11 protein-coding genes and 1 pseudogene are annotated in these 16874 nt (G+C 67.9%); 4 read left to right on the top strand and 8 right to left on the bottom strand.

Annotation, left to right across the window (positions count from 1 at the left end):
- Positions 1 to 5: 5 nt before the first annotated feature.
- The 5 genes and pseudogenes from dpdH to ACIBR0_RS24630 all read right to left on the bottom strand — a co-directional run.
- Positions 6 to 3038: a protein DpdH gene (dpdH, locus tag ACIBR0_RS24650; protein ID WP_396719443.1), complete on the bottom strand. Its 3033-nt coding sequence runs from the start codon at positions 3036 to 3038 to the stop codon at positions 6 to 8.
- A complete protein-coding gene (gene dpdG / locus ACIBR0_RS24645; RefSeq protein WP_396719441.1) occupies positions 3031 to 3930 on the bottom strand; it encodes a protein DpdG in 900 nt (299 codons plus the stop codon). Before dpdG ends, dpdH begins: the two co-directional genes overlap by 8 nt.
- A 1-nt stretch (position 3931) precedes the next feature.
- A complete protein-coding gene (gene dpdF, locus ACIBR0_RS24640) occupies positions 3932 to 6517 on the bottom strand; it encodes a protein DpdF (protein WP_396719439.1) in 2586 nt (861 codons plus the stop codon).
- Positions 6507 to 9755 carry a protein DpdE gene (dpdE, locus tag ACIBR0_RS24635; RefSeq protein ID WP_396719548.1) on the bottom strand — a complete coding sequence of 1083 codons (3249 nt, stop codon included), beginning with the start codon at positions 9753 to 9755 and terminating at the stop codon, positions 6507 to 6509. The genes dpdF and dpdE overlap by 11 nt, the downstream gene beginning before the upstream one ends.
- Positions 9756 to 9986: 231 nt before the next feature.
- Positions 9987 to 10218, bottom strand: a pseudogene (locus tag ACIBR0_RS24630) (helicase); the annotation flags it as partial.
- Between the two features lie 575 nt (positions 10219 to 10793).
- Here ACIBR0_RS24630 and ACIBR0_RS24625 point away from each other — a divergent pair.
- The gene (locus tag ACIBR0_RS24625; RefSeq protein WP_396719437.1) at positions 10794 to 12242 is read left to right on the top strand and encodes a hypothetical protein; all 1449 of its coding nucleotides are present in this window, start codon (positions 10794 to 10796) and stop codon (positions 12240 to 12242) included.
- Positions 12243 to 12332: 90 nt separating this feature from the next.
- Here the strand turns inward: ACIBR0_RS24625 and ACIBR0_RS24620 are convergent, their stop codons facing one another.
- Positions 12333 to 13658, bottom strand: coding sequence for an AAA domain-containing protein (locus ACIBR0_RS24620; RefSeq protein ID WP_396719546.1), 1326 nt, complete (start codon positions 13656 to 13658; stop codon positions 12333 to 12335).
- Between the two features lie 107 nt (positions 13659 to 13765).
- Here ACIBR0_RS24620 and ACIBR0_RS24615 point away from each other — a divergent pair, with 107 nt between their 5' ends.
- Together ACIBR0_RS24615 and ACIBR0_RS24610 are read left to right on the top strand one after the other, a co-directional pair.
- A complete protein-coding gene (locus ACIBR0_RS24615) occupies positions 13766 to 14086 on the top strand; it encodes a GYD domain-containing protein (protein WP_396719435.1) in 321 nt (106 codons plus the stop codon).
- A 68-nt stretch (positions 14087 to 14154) separates the two neighbouring features.
- Entirely contained in the window at positions 14155 to 14457 is a 303-nt protein-coding gene (locus tag ACIBR0_RS24610) for a GYD domain-containing protein (protein WP_357041800.1), read from the top strand.
- A 21-nt stretch (positions 14458 to 14478) separates the two neighbouring features.
- Here ACIBR0_RS24610 and ACIBR0_RS24605 read toward each other — a convergent pair whose 3' ends face one another.
- Positions 14479 to 15837, bottom strand: a complete 1359-nt coding sequence (locus tag ACIBR0_RS24605; RefSeq protein WP_396719434.1) for a hypothetical protein — start codon at positions 15835 to 15837, stop codon at positions 14479 to 14481.
- A 132-nt stretch (positions 15838 to 15969) separates the two neighbouring features.
- A complete protein-coding gene (locus tag ACIBR0_RS24600; protein WP_396719432.1) occupies positions 15970 to 16341 on the bottom strand; it encodes a YciI family protein in 372 nt (123 codons plus the stop codon).
- Between the two features lie 164 nt (positions 16342 to 16505).
- Here ACIBR0_RS24600 and ACIBR0_RS24595 point away from each other — a divergent pair, with 164 nt between their 5' ends.
- Complete coding sequence (locus ACIBR0_RS24595) at positions 16506 to 16874, top strand: VOC family protein (RefSeq protein ID WP_396719430.1); 369 nt, start codon at positions 16506 to 16508, stop codon at positions 16872 to 16874.

The raw sequence follows: 16874 nt of genomic DNA, 5'->3' as shown, positions 1-16874 counted from the left end.
TACGGTCACTGGTCGACCTCCGCCCACTGTTGCAGTAACTCCTGCACTCGGAGAGCGGCCGACTCGCCCCCTCCTCCGCCCCGCAACCGGGCCTGGCTGAGCTTCTCGCTCAACCAGGCGTCACCTGCTGTGAGGAAACGCTCGATAGTCGCGGGGTCGGCGCCCCGGTCCACCGCGCACGCCGTGATCATGGCGCGGTACCGGTTCTCCCCGTCCTGGGCGGTGTCGACTCGGGCTAGATCTCGCTCCAGCCGCTCAATGCATCGCCAGTCGCGTTGCCGGACGTCGTCCAGCACCAATCGGAAAGTCGCCAGATCTGCCGGGCCCAAGCCCTCCCCGACGGCGGTGCGGAGGGCCTGTTCGACGGCGGTTACGGTCTCGCTGCCGCCGACGCCTGGTGGCAGGAACGCCCGGATCTTCGTGAATTGCTCCTGCAGCACGGCCAGTTGCGCGTCTGCTACGGCGGCAAACTGATTGAGCCCTGGTACAGCCTTCTCAGCCCACCGAGGAAGTTTGTTGGGTCGCTGCCACGCCCACTCCTGTGCCGCCTTCCGCACCAAGGGCAGTGCTCGCGCGGCATCAATGATTCGCACGCCGCCCCGGACGCCTCGGGTGAAGCCGACACCGTCCCTGAGCCTCGCGACCAGTTCGCCGCGGCCGACTCGGTGAGCCTCCCAGAGCCGGGTCCAATGCGGGGTGCGGCCACCACCGTCCGCCCGTTTCCACCCGCTACCGTCAGCGAGCGCAGCGTCTAGCAGTTCGGCGTCCGCCATGCCCGGCCAGGCATGGCCGGCAAGTGCGGCACCCAGCAGGGACGCCTGCATGCCGAGAATGAGTTCCTCGTCAGAGAACCCGCGATGGCGTTGCACCGCCCTCTGTAGATCCTGCTGGCGCCCTTCGGCGATCTTGTGCAGGTGTCGCACGGCCGCGGCATTGCCCGTCACGTCAACGCTAGCCAGCAGCAACTGTCGAAAGAAGGTGGCATTAGTTGCGTTGCGCTTGAATCGGATAGGCGCCTCTGCTGTTCCCGGAAGCCGTTCGCCCGCAGCACCTTCAATGGATACGACAGTCGAGTTCGACGGCCATGCCCTGTCAAGATCCGCTGCCGCCGGCTCCGCCATGACCGGATCGGTCCATAAGCACCTGTTGATAACTGCTTGCCGAATCACGCCCCGGAGGTAGGCGGCGGTGGTTTGCGGAAGTTGGCTTTGGCGGCCCTGCCATTCTTCGACGTGCTCGATCATCATGGCGATGGCGCGAGGAAGTTCACCCGCCGACTCGCGACCCCCTGTCCTCTTCACGGACGGGGACCCTCCTATGAGGCGCGTCGTTGTGCGGTCTCGACCGGTTGCGAGATCGTCTAGTGATAAGAGGCTAATGCCGAACGCGTTATGCAGTTCCGGTTCCAGATTGGTGACGTTGTCGGGGGAATCGCCCCAGAATTCGAGAAACGTCTTACGGCGACTTGCGTCAACTGAATCCCGCTCTTCGATCTCCCGTTGCACTGCGCCGAGCATGAACCGCTCGCCTGCGGGGGTCGGGTAATCCTCGCGGAACTGCTGGTCCGGGAAGGAGCCTTCGCGCAGGGCCTGCGCATGATCGACCAGCACAGGCCGGAGGACCTCCCCGATGACCGCCCGCGGATTGAACGAGTCGGGACTATTATGGGCCGGACGTGCCCTGATGGTTCGCCGTAGGGCCGGCCAGTTAAACGGGTAAAGACCGTGGCCTTCCGCCGAAGCGCCGAAGGTGGAGTGACACGTCTCCTGAAACTGGCACGTAGTGCACCGGTTGGGCACATCCGCACCTTGCGCAACGTTCGCATGGTCCAGTTCCTCTCGGCCGACGCGTGCTGCGTTGAGATACCGACCGACGAAGGCGGTGACGTCCGTTCGGCCCTGCTCGTCCGTCTCGAACGGGACGTCGAGATCGTAGAGGTAAGGCGTGGCCGCCTTCGCGCGAGTTAGGACGGTCTCGGCTAGCCGCGCGAAGTAACCGGTGGTCACCGCCATGAGCGTGCGGACGGGGGCAAGTTCGGTCCTACCACCACGTACACCCGCCTCAATCAAGGCATCGAGCAAATCACGCTGCACACCCTGAAGGACCACAAAGTCCTCGATCAACAGAACGATTTCTTTGCCCTGCTCGGCATATCGGCGACGGATCTCCAGCATCGCCTGCTGCAGCCGCCCGCCGCCCATGTTCCAGGCCGATGTGACGGCAACCGGCAGTTGCTCGGTGAGGATGTCGACCGCCGCGGTCTGCAGTTCGGGTCGGCTCGTGATCAAACTTAGCAAGCGCTTGGCCTTGTCGGACGCCTTGTTGACGTCCGCGATGTCTAGGGGCAAATCCGTGAGCGAGAAGCTGGTCGGCCGGTCGTCCTCACGTTCGTGTCGGTCCGAGAGAAGACTGGCGGCAAGCCGGGGAATGAGCTTGCCCTGCTGCAGCAAATGGTCGCGGACATGAGGATCGAGCAGAAGCGAGGCCAGCTTGTCTGGCCCCGCGAGCACCCGCGCGGGGCCGGGTTTGGGCTCTGCCACCGCCACGGCCTCGGAGAGTTCGTTAATCAGGCGTCGTTGCAGACTGTCGGGGTCCAGTTCCGAGCTCATCCGATCAACGTCGGCACGCAGCTGCGCTAATTCCGGGCTGTCCACTCCCGGCTGGTCGAGCAGAGTCCGAACGACGGCCCGGAGGCTTGTGCTGGTCTTCGGCAGATAGATGACCACACGTTTCTCGGTCGACCGCGTCAACTCGTGTACCCAGCGGACCAGGTGCGACTTCCCCGTTCCTGATTCACCGGTCACCGGCATCAAAAGCACCCCGTTGGCCGTGGGCCGCTGCAGGAAGTCGCGTCGGACTTCCTCCTCCGTCACGGCCACACCGAGGTCGTCTGCCTTGGCTTCTGGGTGTCGTCGTCGGATCCGCAGCGGCGCATGCGTGGCGAAGAAGACGGAAGGCGAAGGGCTGACAGCTTCCGTGCTGATCGTCGTCGCGGCGGTAACCGGTGACCAGCAGACGAATTGACGGAACTCAGCCATCGGTGGGCTCCATGATTTCCAGGTGGGTGATGCGATTTGTGCCGGCAGCCCGGTCGGGGTCGACGAGTAGGACCTCGTCGTCGGCGTCAGACCGGCGGTCAAACTTCAACCAACCCTGCTCCTCGCCGCAGAAAAGGGCGAAGGATAAGGCCGACGAGACGTCCGGCGAGGTGATTCTCAGATCGAGGGCCAGGCTGTAACGGCCGCCGGGCAGTACAGGAAGCGCCTCGAGCAGGCCCGCGATGGCATCCCGCGCTGCCAGCCGGGCACCGCTCGGCCATAGCGCGCGAGCGGCACGCCGGACGGCAACGGTGCAATCGGGCTGGAGCGTCAACTTACTAGGCGTCTGCAGCAGTGGGCCGGCCGCGAACCCCAGCGCACGAGACCAATAGCCGAATCGATTGCGCCGCACGTCATTGAAGTTTGGATCGCCAATGTGCTTCGGCAATGCCTCACGCAACAGGTTTTCCAACGCATTCTCATCGAATGCGCCGAACGCATCAAGAGTAAGGAAGCAGGCCAACGCTCGAACTAGATCCTTAGGCCCTTGGTCGCCTGGCTGGGCGACTCCTTCACTGCGATGCGACTCTAATACTCGGCTACGTAAAAGGTCGGTGAAGCCTTCATAGTCGTCAGTGGACTCGATGCGGCCCTCATCGCGCAGCACGATGTCGTCACCGTCCTGCGCGACCATGTCCAGGTCCAGCAGTGTTCGCACCGCGTTGTCGAAGGTCTTATCGCCGTCGGCCTTGTCGGCCGGCAACAGGCTCGCCGGCCGCAACGCAGCCCGAGCGACGCCCCGGGATTGACGTTGACCAGGCGAGGCCGCCAGGTACCTAACCACCACCCACATCGCCGTCGGAAAGGAGGCCGGCTCATTCAACAGCGTCATGTCACAGGGCTCCAAGGGCGGTTTCGAGCGACAGCGAAACGTCGCATACCTGTCGCAGTTCGACGTGTGGTCGCTCCGGGTCGGGCAAGTTGCGCGAATGGATCAAATACGTCGGAACGTGGTCCTGCAGTCTTGAACGCACCGCAACCGGTAAATCGGATTGGTCGTCCGCGACCCAGACGAGGGGTCCGGAGAAGGATTCAATGAGGGTGTTGTCGTGGTCCACGATTACCGGCTTGGGCCACGCCTCACGCTGAACTCGGCGGGCGACCGCAACGGTTACTCCGGGTCCGGCGAATACACTGAGACCGCGCCGGGCCAACTGGGCGAGCAACTCGGGCAGGAGATCGTTGCGAACGGCAGGGGTACGCCACCAGATGCTCAGCCAGGGGCAGTCACCGCGCACGCCCATAAGCGGGTCGCTGGCCTCCTGCCAATGAGCTACCGCGGGATGGGGTTCACCGCCGTCACGGTAGAAACCGCCATCGCCGCGGTCCTCTGGTAGTCGGCGGCAATGCGGGCAGGCGCGGCAGTTCAGGGCCGTGCCCAGCAGGCCACCACGCCAGGGTACGCGGTAGTAGCCGCTGAGGACTTCACCGATGCAGCGGTCGCCGCGGATCAATGCATACAGTCGGTCCAGCGCGCCGATCTGCTGCTTTGCCACCAGTGTCCGTTGTACCTCGAAGGCTCGGCTCCAATACGATCGGTCATTGGCCCGGCCATCGCGCAGTTGAAAGACGATGCGGGCATCCAGTCCGGTGAAGTACTGGTCGAGGCGTACTTGCCACTCGTCATCGGGCTCGTCCGACAGCCGGTTCGGCGGCTGGGGTTCCTCGCGGTTGATGAGCCCTGCGCGCGACATGAGATTGAGGGTGCGCACGTTCCACTGGCGGTTCTGTCGCGACTCGTCGAGCAGGTGTGGCGGGAAGGTGTCAAGGTTTGTCTCGTGACGTCCGTCGCCGAGATCGGTGGCGGCCCGATACATGGTTCGCCACCGATCCCACCCTTTGTCGGCGCTGATGACGATGTCGCGGTTGAGTCTCCTTGCGGTGTCATCGTCGCCCGTTGCGACGGTCAGGTAGACCACCGAGGGGCGGCGGTCCCGCCCGCTGCGTCCTACTTCCTGGTAGTAGCGGTCGAGCGTCTCCGGCAGGCAGGCGTGAACGACGCTACGAACGTTTGCCATGTCCAGACCCAAACCGAAGGCCGAGGTGCCGATGACGACATCGTATTTCGTCGGAGCCGCCCTACCGTCGGCGTCTTCACCGCGCCACCCCATCACGGCCGCGCGACGCTGGGTATCGTCCAGGTCGCCGGTGACCTCCACAACGCGAAGGAAGCCAGCTTGCCTCAACTGCCGAGCCCACCGCCTAGCGTCCTTCTTCAACGAGGTGTAGAGGATCAGCGGCCGAGGGAGGTTGCTGACCGCCTGAAGCACGGCGGCGCTCCGGTCCTGCTCGGTCCCGAAGCGGTCGACAAAGTACGACGGTTCGCGACGGGTGTGGGACGCCCAGACCAGTTCGACCCGGCCGGGCGCACCGAACAGTTCGTCCAGTGTCTGGATCTGCTGTTCGGTGAGGGTCGCACTCATCGCCAACGTGATGACTTGCCGGCCGGGCGGTGCGATGGCAAGCCATGATTGGCGCTGCCCGCTCATCGCCTGGAACTCGGGCCGGAACTCGTTGCCCCACTGCTCGACCAAGTGCGCCTCGTCGAGGATGAGGTGGGTGAGGTGACCCTGGCGGGCGGCGTCATCCAGCGCCTGGCTGAGCCCCGTGAGGACGGCTTCCGGAGCGGCGATGACTACACGTTGTACGCCATCCCGAATGTCTCGTCGAATGGCCTGCTTGATCTCGTCCGGCGTTCCACCCGTGTAGGCGTAGTGTCCGCTGGGACTGGGCTCCTCGCCGAGCGCTGTCAGCAAGCCACGCAGCCTGCGCTCCATGTCCATGGCCAGCACGACCGTAGGCACCACAACGACAGCGACACCGCGTTGCCGGGTGGCGGGCAGCGCGGCAGCCCAAGCCACCTCCGTCTTGCCCTGGCCGGTGGGCAGGCACACGATGGCGGTACTACCAGGTGGAGCGGTGATGACAGTACGAGCGGCCTGCCGCTGCCCCAGCGACGTGTACTGCTGAAAGCCGCGGCCGAGTGCTTGGCTCCAAAAGGGATCCGCAGGGTGGGTCGTCGTGCGGCCCGGGCGGCCGCCGTACACCTCGCGCACCTCGGCGGAGGCGGCATCGTCCGATGCGTCGAGTCCAGTGGCGGGGTGCCAGATCTGTGCCGTGACCGAAAAGCCGTCGGCCGTGGACAACGCTTCACAGCCGACCTGTTCCCACTGCTGGCGGTCGGGAAGGGCCGGCCCGCTGGGGATCGTGAGCGGCCAGTTGCCGCCGTGGCGCGCTTCGTTCTCGAGGAGAACCTGCCGGGTCAAGGCGGCCACATCCCGCCAGCCGGCGATCCCCGCGTTTAGGCCCGCGAGCGCATCACGCAACCGGGCACAGGTGCCCGAGGCGGGAAAGTCTGCCGGAACCTGAGGCCAGGTCCTCCAGAGTTCTTGGGCGCACGCCCAACCGTCAGTTGCCACGCGGCGACTCCCCCAGTTCGCCGCCCGTAAGACAAGTCACTGCCATGAGCCGCACATTTGGTTGTCCGAGGGCGTCGATCAGGGCAGCTGCGACACGCACGTCGGTGAGGTAGCTGTCGGTGTCGGACAGCAGCCGCCCGGCGTTCCGCCGTGCCTCTGCTTGGGCGCGGCGGACGGCCAACGCGCGGCTGGCCTCCTGCTGCGCCTGTTCCGCCCGCTGCACCAGGTGCGCCGAGCGAGTCAATTCATCGCGCGCGTTGGACTCGGTGCGACGGGCGGCTCCGGCCAACCCCTCGATATCCCCGAAGTAGTTCCAGAGGCCGGCAATGCGTTTATCGTTCAAATTGATGTCCCCGCGATCCGGCGAATACGGGGCTTCGAGCCACCGCAAAATAGCGTCGTCCTTGACGGCCCGCTCGTCTTCTGATGGCAGCCAGATCCGCTGCATGAGCGGCGGAAGAATGATGTCGGCCTGACGTCGAAGTGCGCGTCGGGCGTCCGGCGCCGCTTCGACGAGTTGCAGCGCAGATTCGATGTCTGCCTCGACGAGGAAATCGAAGCCGAAGTAGGCGACCAGGTCTCGGCTGCGGACGCCCGGGCGCCAGAGCACGGCGGCCTGCCCCCGGTCGTCGATCGCGACTACATTTGCGAGCATGTCGACGAAAGGATTGCCTGCTCGAAAGAGCCGGGTGCCGGGCGTGCGAAGTGCCGTGTTCCGGTTAAACGTGCCCTGCATGGCGGCAGGCGGGATGGCGCGTCCCGACAGGGCGAGAAGCCGCGGTGACACAAGAGGATCGGCTCGGCCACGTTCGAAGCGCATGATGTGTCGGCTACCTCCGGTGGTCACCGCGAACCGCAGCCCACCTGCCTCGGCGCTGGCGTAGAGCCGCATCGCCTTCTCGTGCGCAGCCCAGCGGGTCTCCGTCGCGGCCATCGCCTCGGCCACCGTTCGGCCAAGAGATCCTTCGTGGACTGCCTCCAGCGTGTCCATCCCGTCGATCTCGCGACGCTCCTGCCGTAGCGCGTCTGCCACGGTGTCAGCCGTCGCCAGCATCGCCGCCGGCCCGTCTCGTAGGGCGACCTCCCAAACCCTTGTTGTCAGCTGATCAAGAGCATCCTGCAGAGCCGACACTGAGTCGTCGAACATCTTGACTGCATCCGTGAGGAGGCATGCCCAGGCCGTCGCGAAGGACTGATCGGCATGGCCGGTGTCGGTGACGTACTGCGCTGCGGCTCGTCCCCTGGCGCCGAACGCCCCAGCGAACCGGTCGACTCGGCCCAGCCGCTGCTCACACCGATTGGGTGACCACGGTAGCCGCACGTGTATGACAGCATCGGCCTCCTGCAGGTTGACGCCATCCTCGGCACTATCGTCTGCGATCAAGGTGCCGCCTTGCGTTCGCCAGCGTTCGACGGCCGCAGCACTCGCCTCTGCCCCGCGACGATGGGTGTGCTCCACCACGTGTCCTCGCCCAAGCAGTGAAAGGGCATCGAAAAGCTGGCCAGCCAGGCTTCCTGCCCCGCAGAAGACGACCGCTCGCTTATGCCTCGTTAGCGCCCTAGCCAGAGGCCGGACCTCGACGTCTTGGCCATCCGTATCGCCAATATTGCTCAAGATTGCCTCGTCTGCAGACAGAACAGCGGGCCGGGCGAGCATGTCGCGTTCCTGCTCGCTCAATCCCGCGCGCTGGGCGGCTGCGGCGTCACGGTGCACCCGCCATCGAACAGCGTCGTAAAAGTCATCAGACAGGCCGTCGCTTCTGGAGGACAAAACGGCGAGGACCCGTCCATAGGCGCTGGCTTGCTCCTCCGTGTCATGGTCGACAAGCCAATAGGCGACTTGCTGCTGCCAGGTCAGGAGTATGTCGCTCACCCGCTCGGCACTGTTCCCCCCGACGTTCAGCACGATCGGTCGCTGCCGGCCGGTAACCTCAAAGGGCAAAGCATCGGTGTCGTCGCCGCCCACTGCGGCGAGAACGTTGTGCCTACGGTGCCGGATGATACGCCGGTGCAGACGATATGTTTCGCTAATGTGGGCGCGCAGTCCATCCACGCGTGACCGTAGCATCGGGCGCTGAGCCTCGTCGATCAGGTCCCCGTCAGAGGCGAGAAGACACAAGACGTTCGCGGCAAGGTCACGAAATGCGGCATCTTCGGGCACGAGACCCGAAATCTCGGCGATAGCACTGGGAAGCAGGGGCTCGAAGTCCGCGTCCAGTGCGAAGACGGCATTGGCTAACACGCGACGCGCTTCAAATCGCTGCGTAAAATCAGGCAGATCTTCCCAGCGGTAGAGAACCGGGTCGAGCAGGTGCAACGTACCCAGGTGCGCCCGCGGGCGAGATATTGTTGGCGTGGCCGATAGGAGCACTAGTCGCTCCGTCGAGTGCGCCAACTCGGCCAATTCGCGATAAGGCGTCTGGAACGGCTCCGCTGCATCCGTCAGGCGATGCGCCTCGTCGACTACGACCAGGTCGAAGCCTTCGTATTCCTTCCACCGGTCAGGTGTCTCGTGGCGAGTGATTCGCAGCGTTGCAGCTGAGAAGTCGTCGGTGAAGAACTTGTCACGCAATTCCCGATTCCACTGCTCCCGCAACATGTCGGGAGCGAGAACGACGATGCGACTGGCGGGCTGATCGAGGAGACGTTGCCGGATGATAAGGCCCGCCTCGATGGTCTTCCCAAGGCCAACCTCGTCAGCCAGTAGGTAACGTTGAACGGGGTCACTGAGCACGGTCAGTGCTGCTTGCACTTGATGCGGATAGATCTCGATTGCAGCCGATAGCAATGCGGGAAAATTGGCACACGCAGCCCGCTGCGCCACCAGGCTTCGCAGCATGGGCAGGCGAGCATCACGAAAGTACGGCGACTCGTTGGCGCCGGCCGCGAGTACCTCGACCGGAGACATGATCGGCCTGTCCCAACGCACCCGGAGGTGCTCCTGACCAATTTGGCGGTCGACTTCGTCGTTAGGAAAGCGCACGAAGTAGATGTCTGGCCCACCGCCAACTATCCGTCCCGCCCGCCACCGTCCTGTGTCGGGATTCTGCCAGTACACCCTGGTCTGCGGCAGCAACTTCACTGCCCGACACTCAGGAGCGGCCACCCAAGTGGACATCACGGTCGGTGTCGCTACGGATTCGAAAGCATCGACCCGTACCTCGTTATTGCGATGTTCGGCGACGCGTCCAACTCCGGGGATGCGTGGGTGCTCGACGAATTGGCCGGTAGGCAGCATGATCGAAGCGGCGGCAGCGGGCGGCCGACGTTGCTTGACGGGCTGTCGTTCCTCGGCCCGCCCGGTTCGCGGCTCAAAAATGGTTGTCACTCCTCTGGTCGGCGCCACAGCCGGAGTGCTGAGCGGTCAACTTCAGATCAGCGCGGCGTACTAGACAGCCCATAACCGTCTGACTTGCTTCCCAGCCTTGGGGGAACTTGACCGGGAGGTTGAGGTCTGGCTCGGTCGAGCCTCGGCGAACGAAAGCGCCCAGTTCTCGGGGCGAGTGCCGGCGCGGAAGCCGGTGAAGGGGGTAGACAGCCGCTGCCACCATCGGCGCCGCGGACGCGGGCAGCCGCCACGAGATCGGCAGCCGGTGTACCGGCAACTCGGGGTTGTGCCGCAGCAGGACCGCCACCTCGGACTGCATCGGATTCCAGGCCAGGCTCCAGCACGCGGTGTCGACCGTGGACAACGGATGGATCACTCGCTCCGCTTCGACCGCGGGCGGTACTTCCAGCCCAGCAAGCATCGACCCCACCTCCCCACAAGGCGTCCCCGGACACTACAGCCAGCAGTCCTACCAGCGGGACCCCCGAGTATTCACCCGTTCAGCCGGTGTGGCCTGGCTTAGCTGCGCTGTCAATAACCTTCAAAGCTGATATTGCTCGGGGCAACTACTTGCCAGCAGAGCAAGTGTTGGCGCTGGGTAGCGGGGCCAGAGCGGTCCGTGCTGCCCGCCCTCACCCTTGCCGGCGATATCCATGACACTCGACCGCCTGACGGTTGCCGAGGAAGACCCGCGTGCCGTACGGACGCACGGCCGTCACCAGATCACCGAACGTGCCGCCGGTGCGCTGCGCCTACCACTGCTCGTCGACCGCGGCCACATCCGAGTCCGCGGCGGCTGACCGATGGTCGGTCCGCGAGGAAGACCCAAGATTCGTGGATAAGACCCAGTAGGTTCCATTTCCCACTAAAGTGAGGACTGCTCACACAATCCCCACCCCTCCTCGCTGGGCGCGGCCTGGCATGACTCATCGAGCGAGGTGCACATCCGTGACATCCCGGTCCGGCGCGCGACCCCTGGTCGCGGTGTGCGTGATCTTCGCCGCCGCCTCGCTGGTCGCGGTGCCGGCCAGTCTCGACCTCGGCTGGGACGAGGTCGTCTATGTGAGCCAGCACGGCAGCCATGCGCCGCCGGCGTTCATGAGCGCACCCCGTGCCCGGGGCGTGACCCTGTTGGTGTGGCCCGTAGCGTCCTGGCTCGATTCCACCGTCGCCCTCCGGCTGTTCCTCACCGCCACCGCGGCGGCGTCGCTCGGGCTGGCGTTCTGGGTGTGGTCGCGGGTGTCCCGGCGGCCCGGCACCGCCGCTATCGCCGCCGGGCTGTACGCGAGCCTCTGGACCGCCCTGTTCTACGCGAATGCCGCCATGCCCAACCACTACACGGCGATGGCGGCGGTGGCGGCGGTCGGGTGTTTCCTGCTGGCTGTGGCCGAGCCAGCCCGGCCCGGGGCGTACCTCGGGCTCGTCGCCGCCCTCGCCGTGGCCGCCCTGATGCGTCCGGCCGACGCCTTCTGGCTCGGGCTCCCGCTGCTCGCCGCCACCGTCGTTGTGCCCGCGTTCCGGCGGTGGCGGCTGACCGCGGCGGTGGTCGCAGGCCTCGTGCTCGGCGGCGCGCCGTGGGTGGTCGAGGCCGAGCTGCGCTACGGCGGGCTCCTGGAGCGCATCCGTCAGGCCGGTCACGTGCAGGGCGGCACGAAGCTGCAGTTCTCCCTCGGGCACGTGATCAGCACCCTGGACGGGCCGATCCTGTGCCGCCCGTGCGCCAGCCCCGTGCGGTGGCCGGCGGTGCTGTGGTGGCTGGCGCTGGCGGTGCTGGTGCCACTGGCTGTCCGGGCGGCCCACCGGGCGGGCATGGCACGGGCGGCCTGGCTGCCATTGGTGATCGCCGCCGCCATGGCGTTCCCCTACCTGTTCCTGATCGGATACTCCGCACCGCGGTTCCTGCTGCCGACCTACGCCGTTGCTCTGGCCTGCGCCATCCCGGGGCTCGCCGCGTTGTTTTCCACGGCCGTCGGTCAGCGGCGGCGGGTCGTCGCCGCCGTGGTTGCGGTGGGCTTCGCCGGCCACCTCGCCATCCAGGCCGGGATCCTGCACCACGTCGTGGCGGAGCAGGTCCGCAGCCGCGGCGACTGGACCCGCCTCGTCCAGACCCTGCGATCGCACGGGGTGCGACCGCCGTGCGTGATCTCCGGCCACGAGGCCATCCCGATCGCCTACTACGCGGGGTGCCGGGCGCTGGAGGACCGGGGATACAACCGCAACGCGAGCACTGCGCAGCTGCGGCAGGCAGCGGCGACCGGACGCTTCGCCCTGCTGGTCAAGAACTCCGCCCGGCCTGAGTGGGCCAAGGACTGGCACCGGCTCCCGGTGCCGGACCTCACCACCTCCGGCTATGAGGTGTACCTGCCGCAGCGCCCGGCGGCAGCAGCACCGAACTGAGACGGCTGCCCACACGCCGACGACGACGGTCACCAGATCCAGCAGCAGGGTCGCGGCTCGGACAACCAGCAGATATGCCACGCCGTCAGCTCATGTGGCGGGACCCGAGCTGGTCAGGCGCGCGAGCATCGCCTGGTTGGCCTGCCACCCGTCCGGAAACTTCACCGGCACATCAAGGTGCACCACCTCCGTAGACGGGTGCGCATCCAGCAGCTCCGCGATCCCCGCCCGCGCCACCACCACACAAGCGTGCCGGTGCCGCGACGTCAGCACGCACAGCCGCCCCGACTCCAGGTGGAACGCGGTAGCGTCCCGCCGTCCCGACAGCGGGTGCAGCACGATCGTCACGTCGTACTCGCGGCCCTGGAGCCGGTTGGCGGTGTCGACGGTGATGCCCGCTCCGGCCTCGCCGAGCCGCGCGCGGATGGCCGCGACCTGGTCGCGGTGCGCGGCCCCGACGGCGATCCGGTCCGCGGTGACGGGCGCGCCGGCCGGCGCGTTCTCGGAGACCGCGACCGCGCCGCGCGCCAGCACGCGCAGCGCCAGGGCCGCGCAGGCGGCGGTGGCCTCGGTGTCGGTACGCGGGGTGTACCGCTCCGGCAGCTGGTACAGCGCCCAGCCAGAGGAGGCCGCCAGGTCCACCGCCGCGTCCAACGCGTCCCCCGGCCCGGCCTCGGTGAACGACAACGTCCGGTCGAGAACGCCGGTGCCCGCGCGGAACCCGGTGAACGGGTAGAACGCCTCCGCCACCACCGGCGCGGCGGACGCGGGCAGCCGCCACGACACCGGCAGCCGGTGCACCGGCAGGTCCGGGTTGTGCCGCAGCAGCACTGCGACGGCGGACTGCATCGGATCCCAGCTCAGGCCCGTCCAGCGCACGGTCTCGACCGTGGAGAACGGGTCCAGCTGCCCCGGATCACCGACGAACAGCGCCCGTTCGAACCTGCCGGCCACGCGCAACAGGGCGTCCGAGCGCATCTGGTACGCCTCGTCGACGATCGCCCACGGCCAGGAGCCCTCGGTGACCGTGGCCCACTTGGCTGCCGTACCGATGATGACGGCCGGACCACCGAGGTCGGCGACCTTCGCGGCGACCCGGACCTGCTCGTGGCCCTTCACCCGCTCGGACGGCCGGTAGTCGGCGGCGGACAGCCGACCGATCCGCAGGTCGGGCGCCTTGCGGGCGAGGCGGTCGACGAGGTCGTCGACCTGCTCGTTGGTCTGCGCGATGATGATCAACGGCTCGCCGGCGGCGGCCAGTTCGACGGCGGCGCGTACGACGAGGGTCGACTTGCCGGCACCGGGCGGCGAGTCGACGACGACGCCGCGGTGGTCGCCGGAGCGCAAATCGGCGAGCACGGCCGTGATGACCCGCTCCGCCTCGACGGAGGGCGGCAGCGTCAGCCCCGCGAGCATCATCCGTGTCACCTTCCCTTCCCGGCGCTTCCGGACCCTACCGGGCGGACGAGTAGCCGGGCCGGCAGTGGGTACCCGCGGCGGGACCAACGGGGAGGCGATGTCGGATGGCCAGGTACCTGTTCACAGCGACCTACACCGCCGAGGGGATCAAAGGGCTGGGCAAGGACGGCGGGACGACGCGCGCCGAGGTCGTCCAGGCGTTGATCGAGAACGCCGGCGGACGTGTGGAGGCGCTGTACTTCGCGTTCGGCGAACACGACCTGTACATCGTCTGCGAGCTTCCCGATCCGGTGTCCGCCGCCGCCCTCGGCCTCCAGGTCCGGGCGGCGGGCGGGGTGGAGGCGAGCGTGGTTTCGCTGCTGACACCGGCGGAGATCGACGCGGCGGCCGGAGTCCAGGTGGCGTACCAGCCGCCGGGCCGCTGACCGGCCGGGCGACACCGCCCATCCAGCAACCATGCGGAGGTGATCCGGGCGTGGCGAAGTTCCTGCTCATGTCGACCTACACCGTCGAAGGGCTCAAAGGGCTGAGCGCGGACGGCGGGACCAAGCGCGCCGACGTCGTTCGGGCGTTGGTCGAGAATGCCGGCGGGCGGATGGAGTCGCTGCACTTCGGGTTCGGCGAGGACGACACGTACGTGCTGTGCGAGCTGCCGGACCACAAGACCGCCGCCGCCCTGGCGATCGCCATCCGGGCGGCCGGTGGACTGGACACGCGGGTCGTTCCGGTGCTGACTCCGGCCGAGGTGGACGACACCACGCAGATCAACGTCGCGTACGAGCCGCCGGGCAGGTGAGAGGAACCCCGCAGTGGGCGGTCATTTGCTGGCGGGCCGGTACACGTACACCGGCTCCTTCCGGCCCGCCCGCTCCGGGCACCGGCCGGCCGGGCCGCCCACCATGCCGATCGAGCCGTCCTCGCACTTGGCGAGGTACCCGGCACCCATCCAGAAGTCGTCGACGCAGACGAACCAGCGGCACACGCCGACATCCGGGGCGTGGATGAGGGCCCCACCGCAGTAGGTGTAGCCGAACGGGTTCACCGGTGCCCCGCACTGGTCCTGCGGCAGCACCGGCGGCCGGCTCGGCGACACGGTCGGGCGGACCGGGGAGACGGTCGGCCGGACCGGGGACGGACGAACCGGGCCCGGGCGGGCCGCCGGCGGTGGCGTCACCTGGGGCACCGGGCGCGGCCGGGGCGTGGACCGTCGGGCGGCGACCGCCCCGGCGGAACCACTGCTCGGCACGCCGACGGCCCGGGCCGGCGCGATCGTCGCGCCCGCCGGGCGGCCGGGAGTCGTCGTTGCGGGCGACGCCGAAGCGGTGCCGGGGTCGCTGCCGGGCGACGACGGCGCCTCCGGAAGGGCGGTGGGGACGGGCGGCGTGCCGGGCGGCGCGCCGCCGACGGTGCGCGGCGGTCGGTCCGGCGCGAACGGGCCGGCCATCATGGCGTACGCCGGCAGGGCCAGGACCGCGACGGCGGCCGCGACGGCCGCCGGGCGGGCGAGGCGGGCCATCGCCGGTGCCTGGTCGGCGGTCGCCACCGGCGGCAGCGGCGGCCGGGACCGCCGGGTGGCGGCCACCGCCTCGTCGAGCCGGGCGAGCACCAGGCGGCGCTGGCCGACGGCATCGGCGTACGCCAGGGTCAGCCGGAGCCGGAAGTGGGCCGCGTCGTCCAGGGGTACCCGGATGCCCGCCGGCCGCCGGCCGTCCACGGTGTGCAGCAGCGTGATCGGTGCCGTCGGATAGTGCGCCAGGCCGCCCAGCAGTGGAAACGTCCACTCGTGGTCGGCCTTCCGGCCGAGCAGGACCACCCGCCGGTCGGTGATCACGGCGGCGCCGGCGTCGACCGGCCGGAGGCCGTGCGGCAACCGGCGTGCCCGCTTGCGTCCTCGGACCGGGACGACGGCGAGTTCCGTTGCGGGAAGGTCGGCGTGCCGGTGGGCCTCCACCCGCACGAGTTCCGCTCGGGGCTGTACGGCGACGACGACCTCGCCGTCGGCCAGCCGCACCGGCAGGTCCCGCGCCGGCCCGACCGGGACGTCCTCGGCCGCGGCCCGCAGGCGGAGCAGCCGGATTCCCCACACGTACCAGGAGGCCAGCGTGTCCTCGTAGGCACGCCGCCGCCGGATGTTCTCGCGTCTCGCCCAGCGGCCCCGCCATCGTGACCCGGCCATGCTCCGCTCCGTCACCGGAGCCCTCCCCCGAAGATGATTCGACATCGTGTGGGGTACAACCGCTCAGACCGGCGGAGGACACGGACGACGCCCAGATCGTCGGGGAGCCTGCCCCGCAGTGCCGGGCTCCGCTCAGGCGCCCTCGGGCACTTCGAAGACCCGGCGTACGTCGACCTCCACGTCGACCCCGCTCTGGACGAACAGGTCCACGAACCGCTTCGCCCACTCCATCGCCTCGCCCTTCGACCGGACGTCGAGGATGGCGAACCCGGCAATGAGTTCCTTCGTCTCGGCGAACGGGCCGTCGGTGATGGTGGTGGTGCCCTTGGTGGCGGTGATGCGCCCGGACTCCGTGCTGCTCTTCTCCAGCCCCTCACCCACGAGCAGGACGCCGGCCTTGGCGGCCTCCTCGATGTAGGCGCCCATCCGCTCGATGAACTCCGGGTTCGGGTCGAAGGCGCCGGGCTGGTTCTCGTCCAGCTTGTGCATGACCATGTAGCGCATCGCGGTGGTTCCCTTCGGCTGTGGCCCGCTCGGTGGGGCTCTCACTGACGCGTCGAACGGGCCGACGCGGATACGACATGGTCGCCCAGGAATTTTCGCGCGTCACTGTCGGAGGGTGCGGTTACGTTGACCACGACTCGACGCCGGACGCCCGGAGGGCCCACATGATCGACCATCTCGGCATACAGGTCCGTGACCTGGCCGCCAGCACCGCCTTCTACGACACCGTGCTGGCCACGGTCGGCGCCAAGCGGATGCTCGACTACGGCGAGCACATCGGCTACGGCGCGACGAAGCCCGACTTCTGGATCAGTGCCGTCCCGGGCGAAGGCGCGGGCCAGGAGGCGCACATCGCGTTCGCCGCCCCGGACCGGGCGGCGGTGCGGGCGTTCCACGACGCGGCCGTGGCCGCCGGTGCGGAGGTGCTGCACGCGCCGAAAGTCTGGCCGGAGTACCACCCGACCTACTTCGGCGCGTTCGTCCGCGACCCGGACGGCAACAACGTCGAGGCCGTCTGCCACGCCCCGGAGTGA

The organism is Micromonospora sp. NPDC049497 (genome assembly GCF_044465805.1).
GTDB lineage: Bacteria > Actinomycetota > Actinomycetes > Mycobacteriales > Micromonosporaceae > Micromonospora.
Note: the sequence above shows the minus strand (reverse complement) of the source record. Positions and strands in the feature narration are given on the sequence as shown.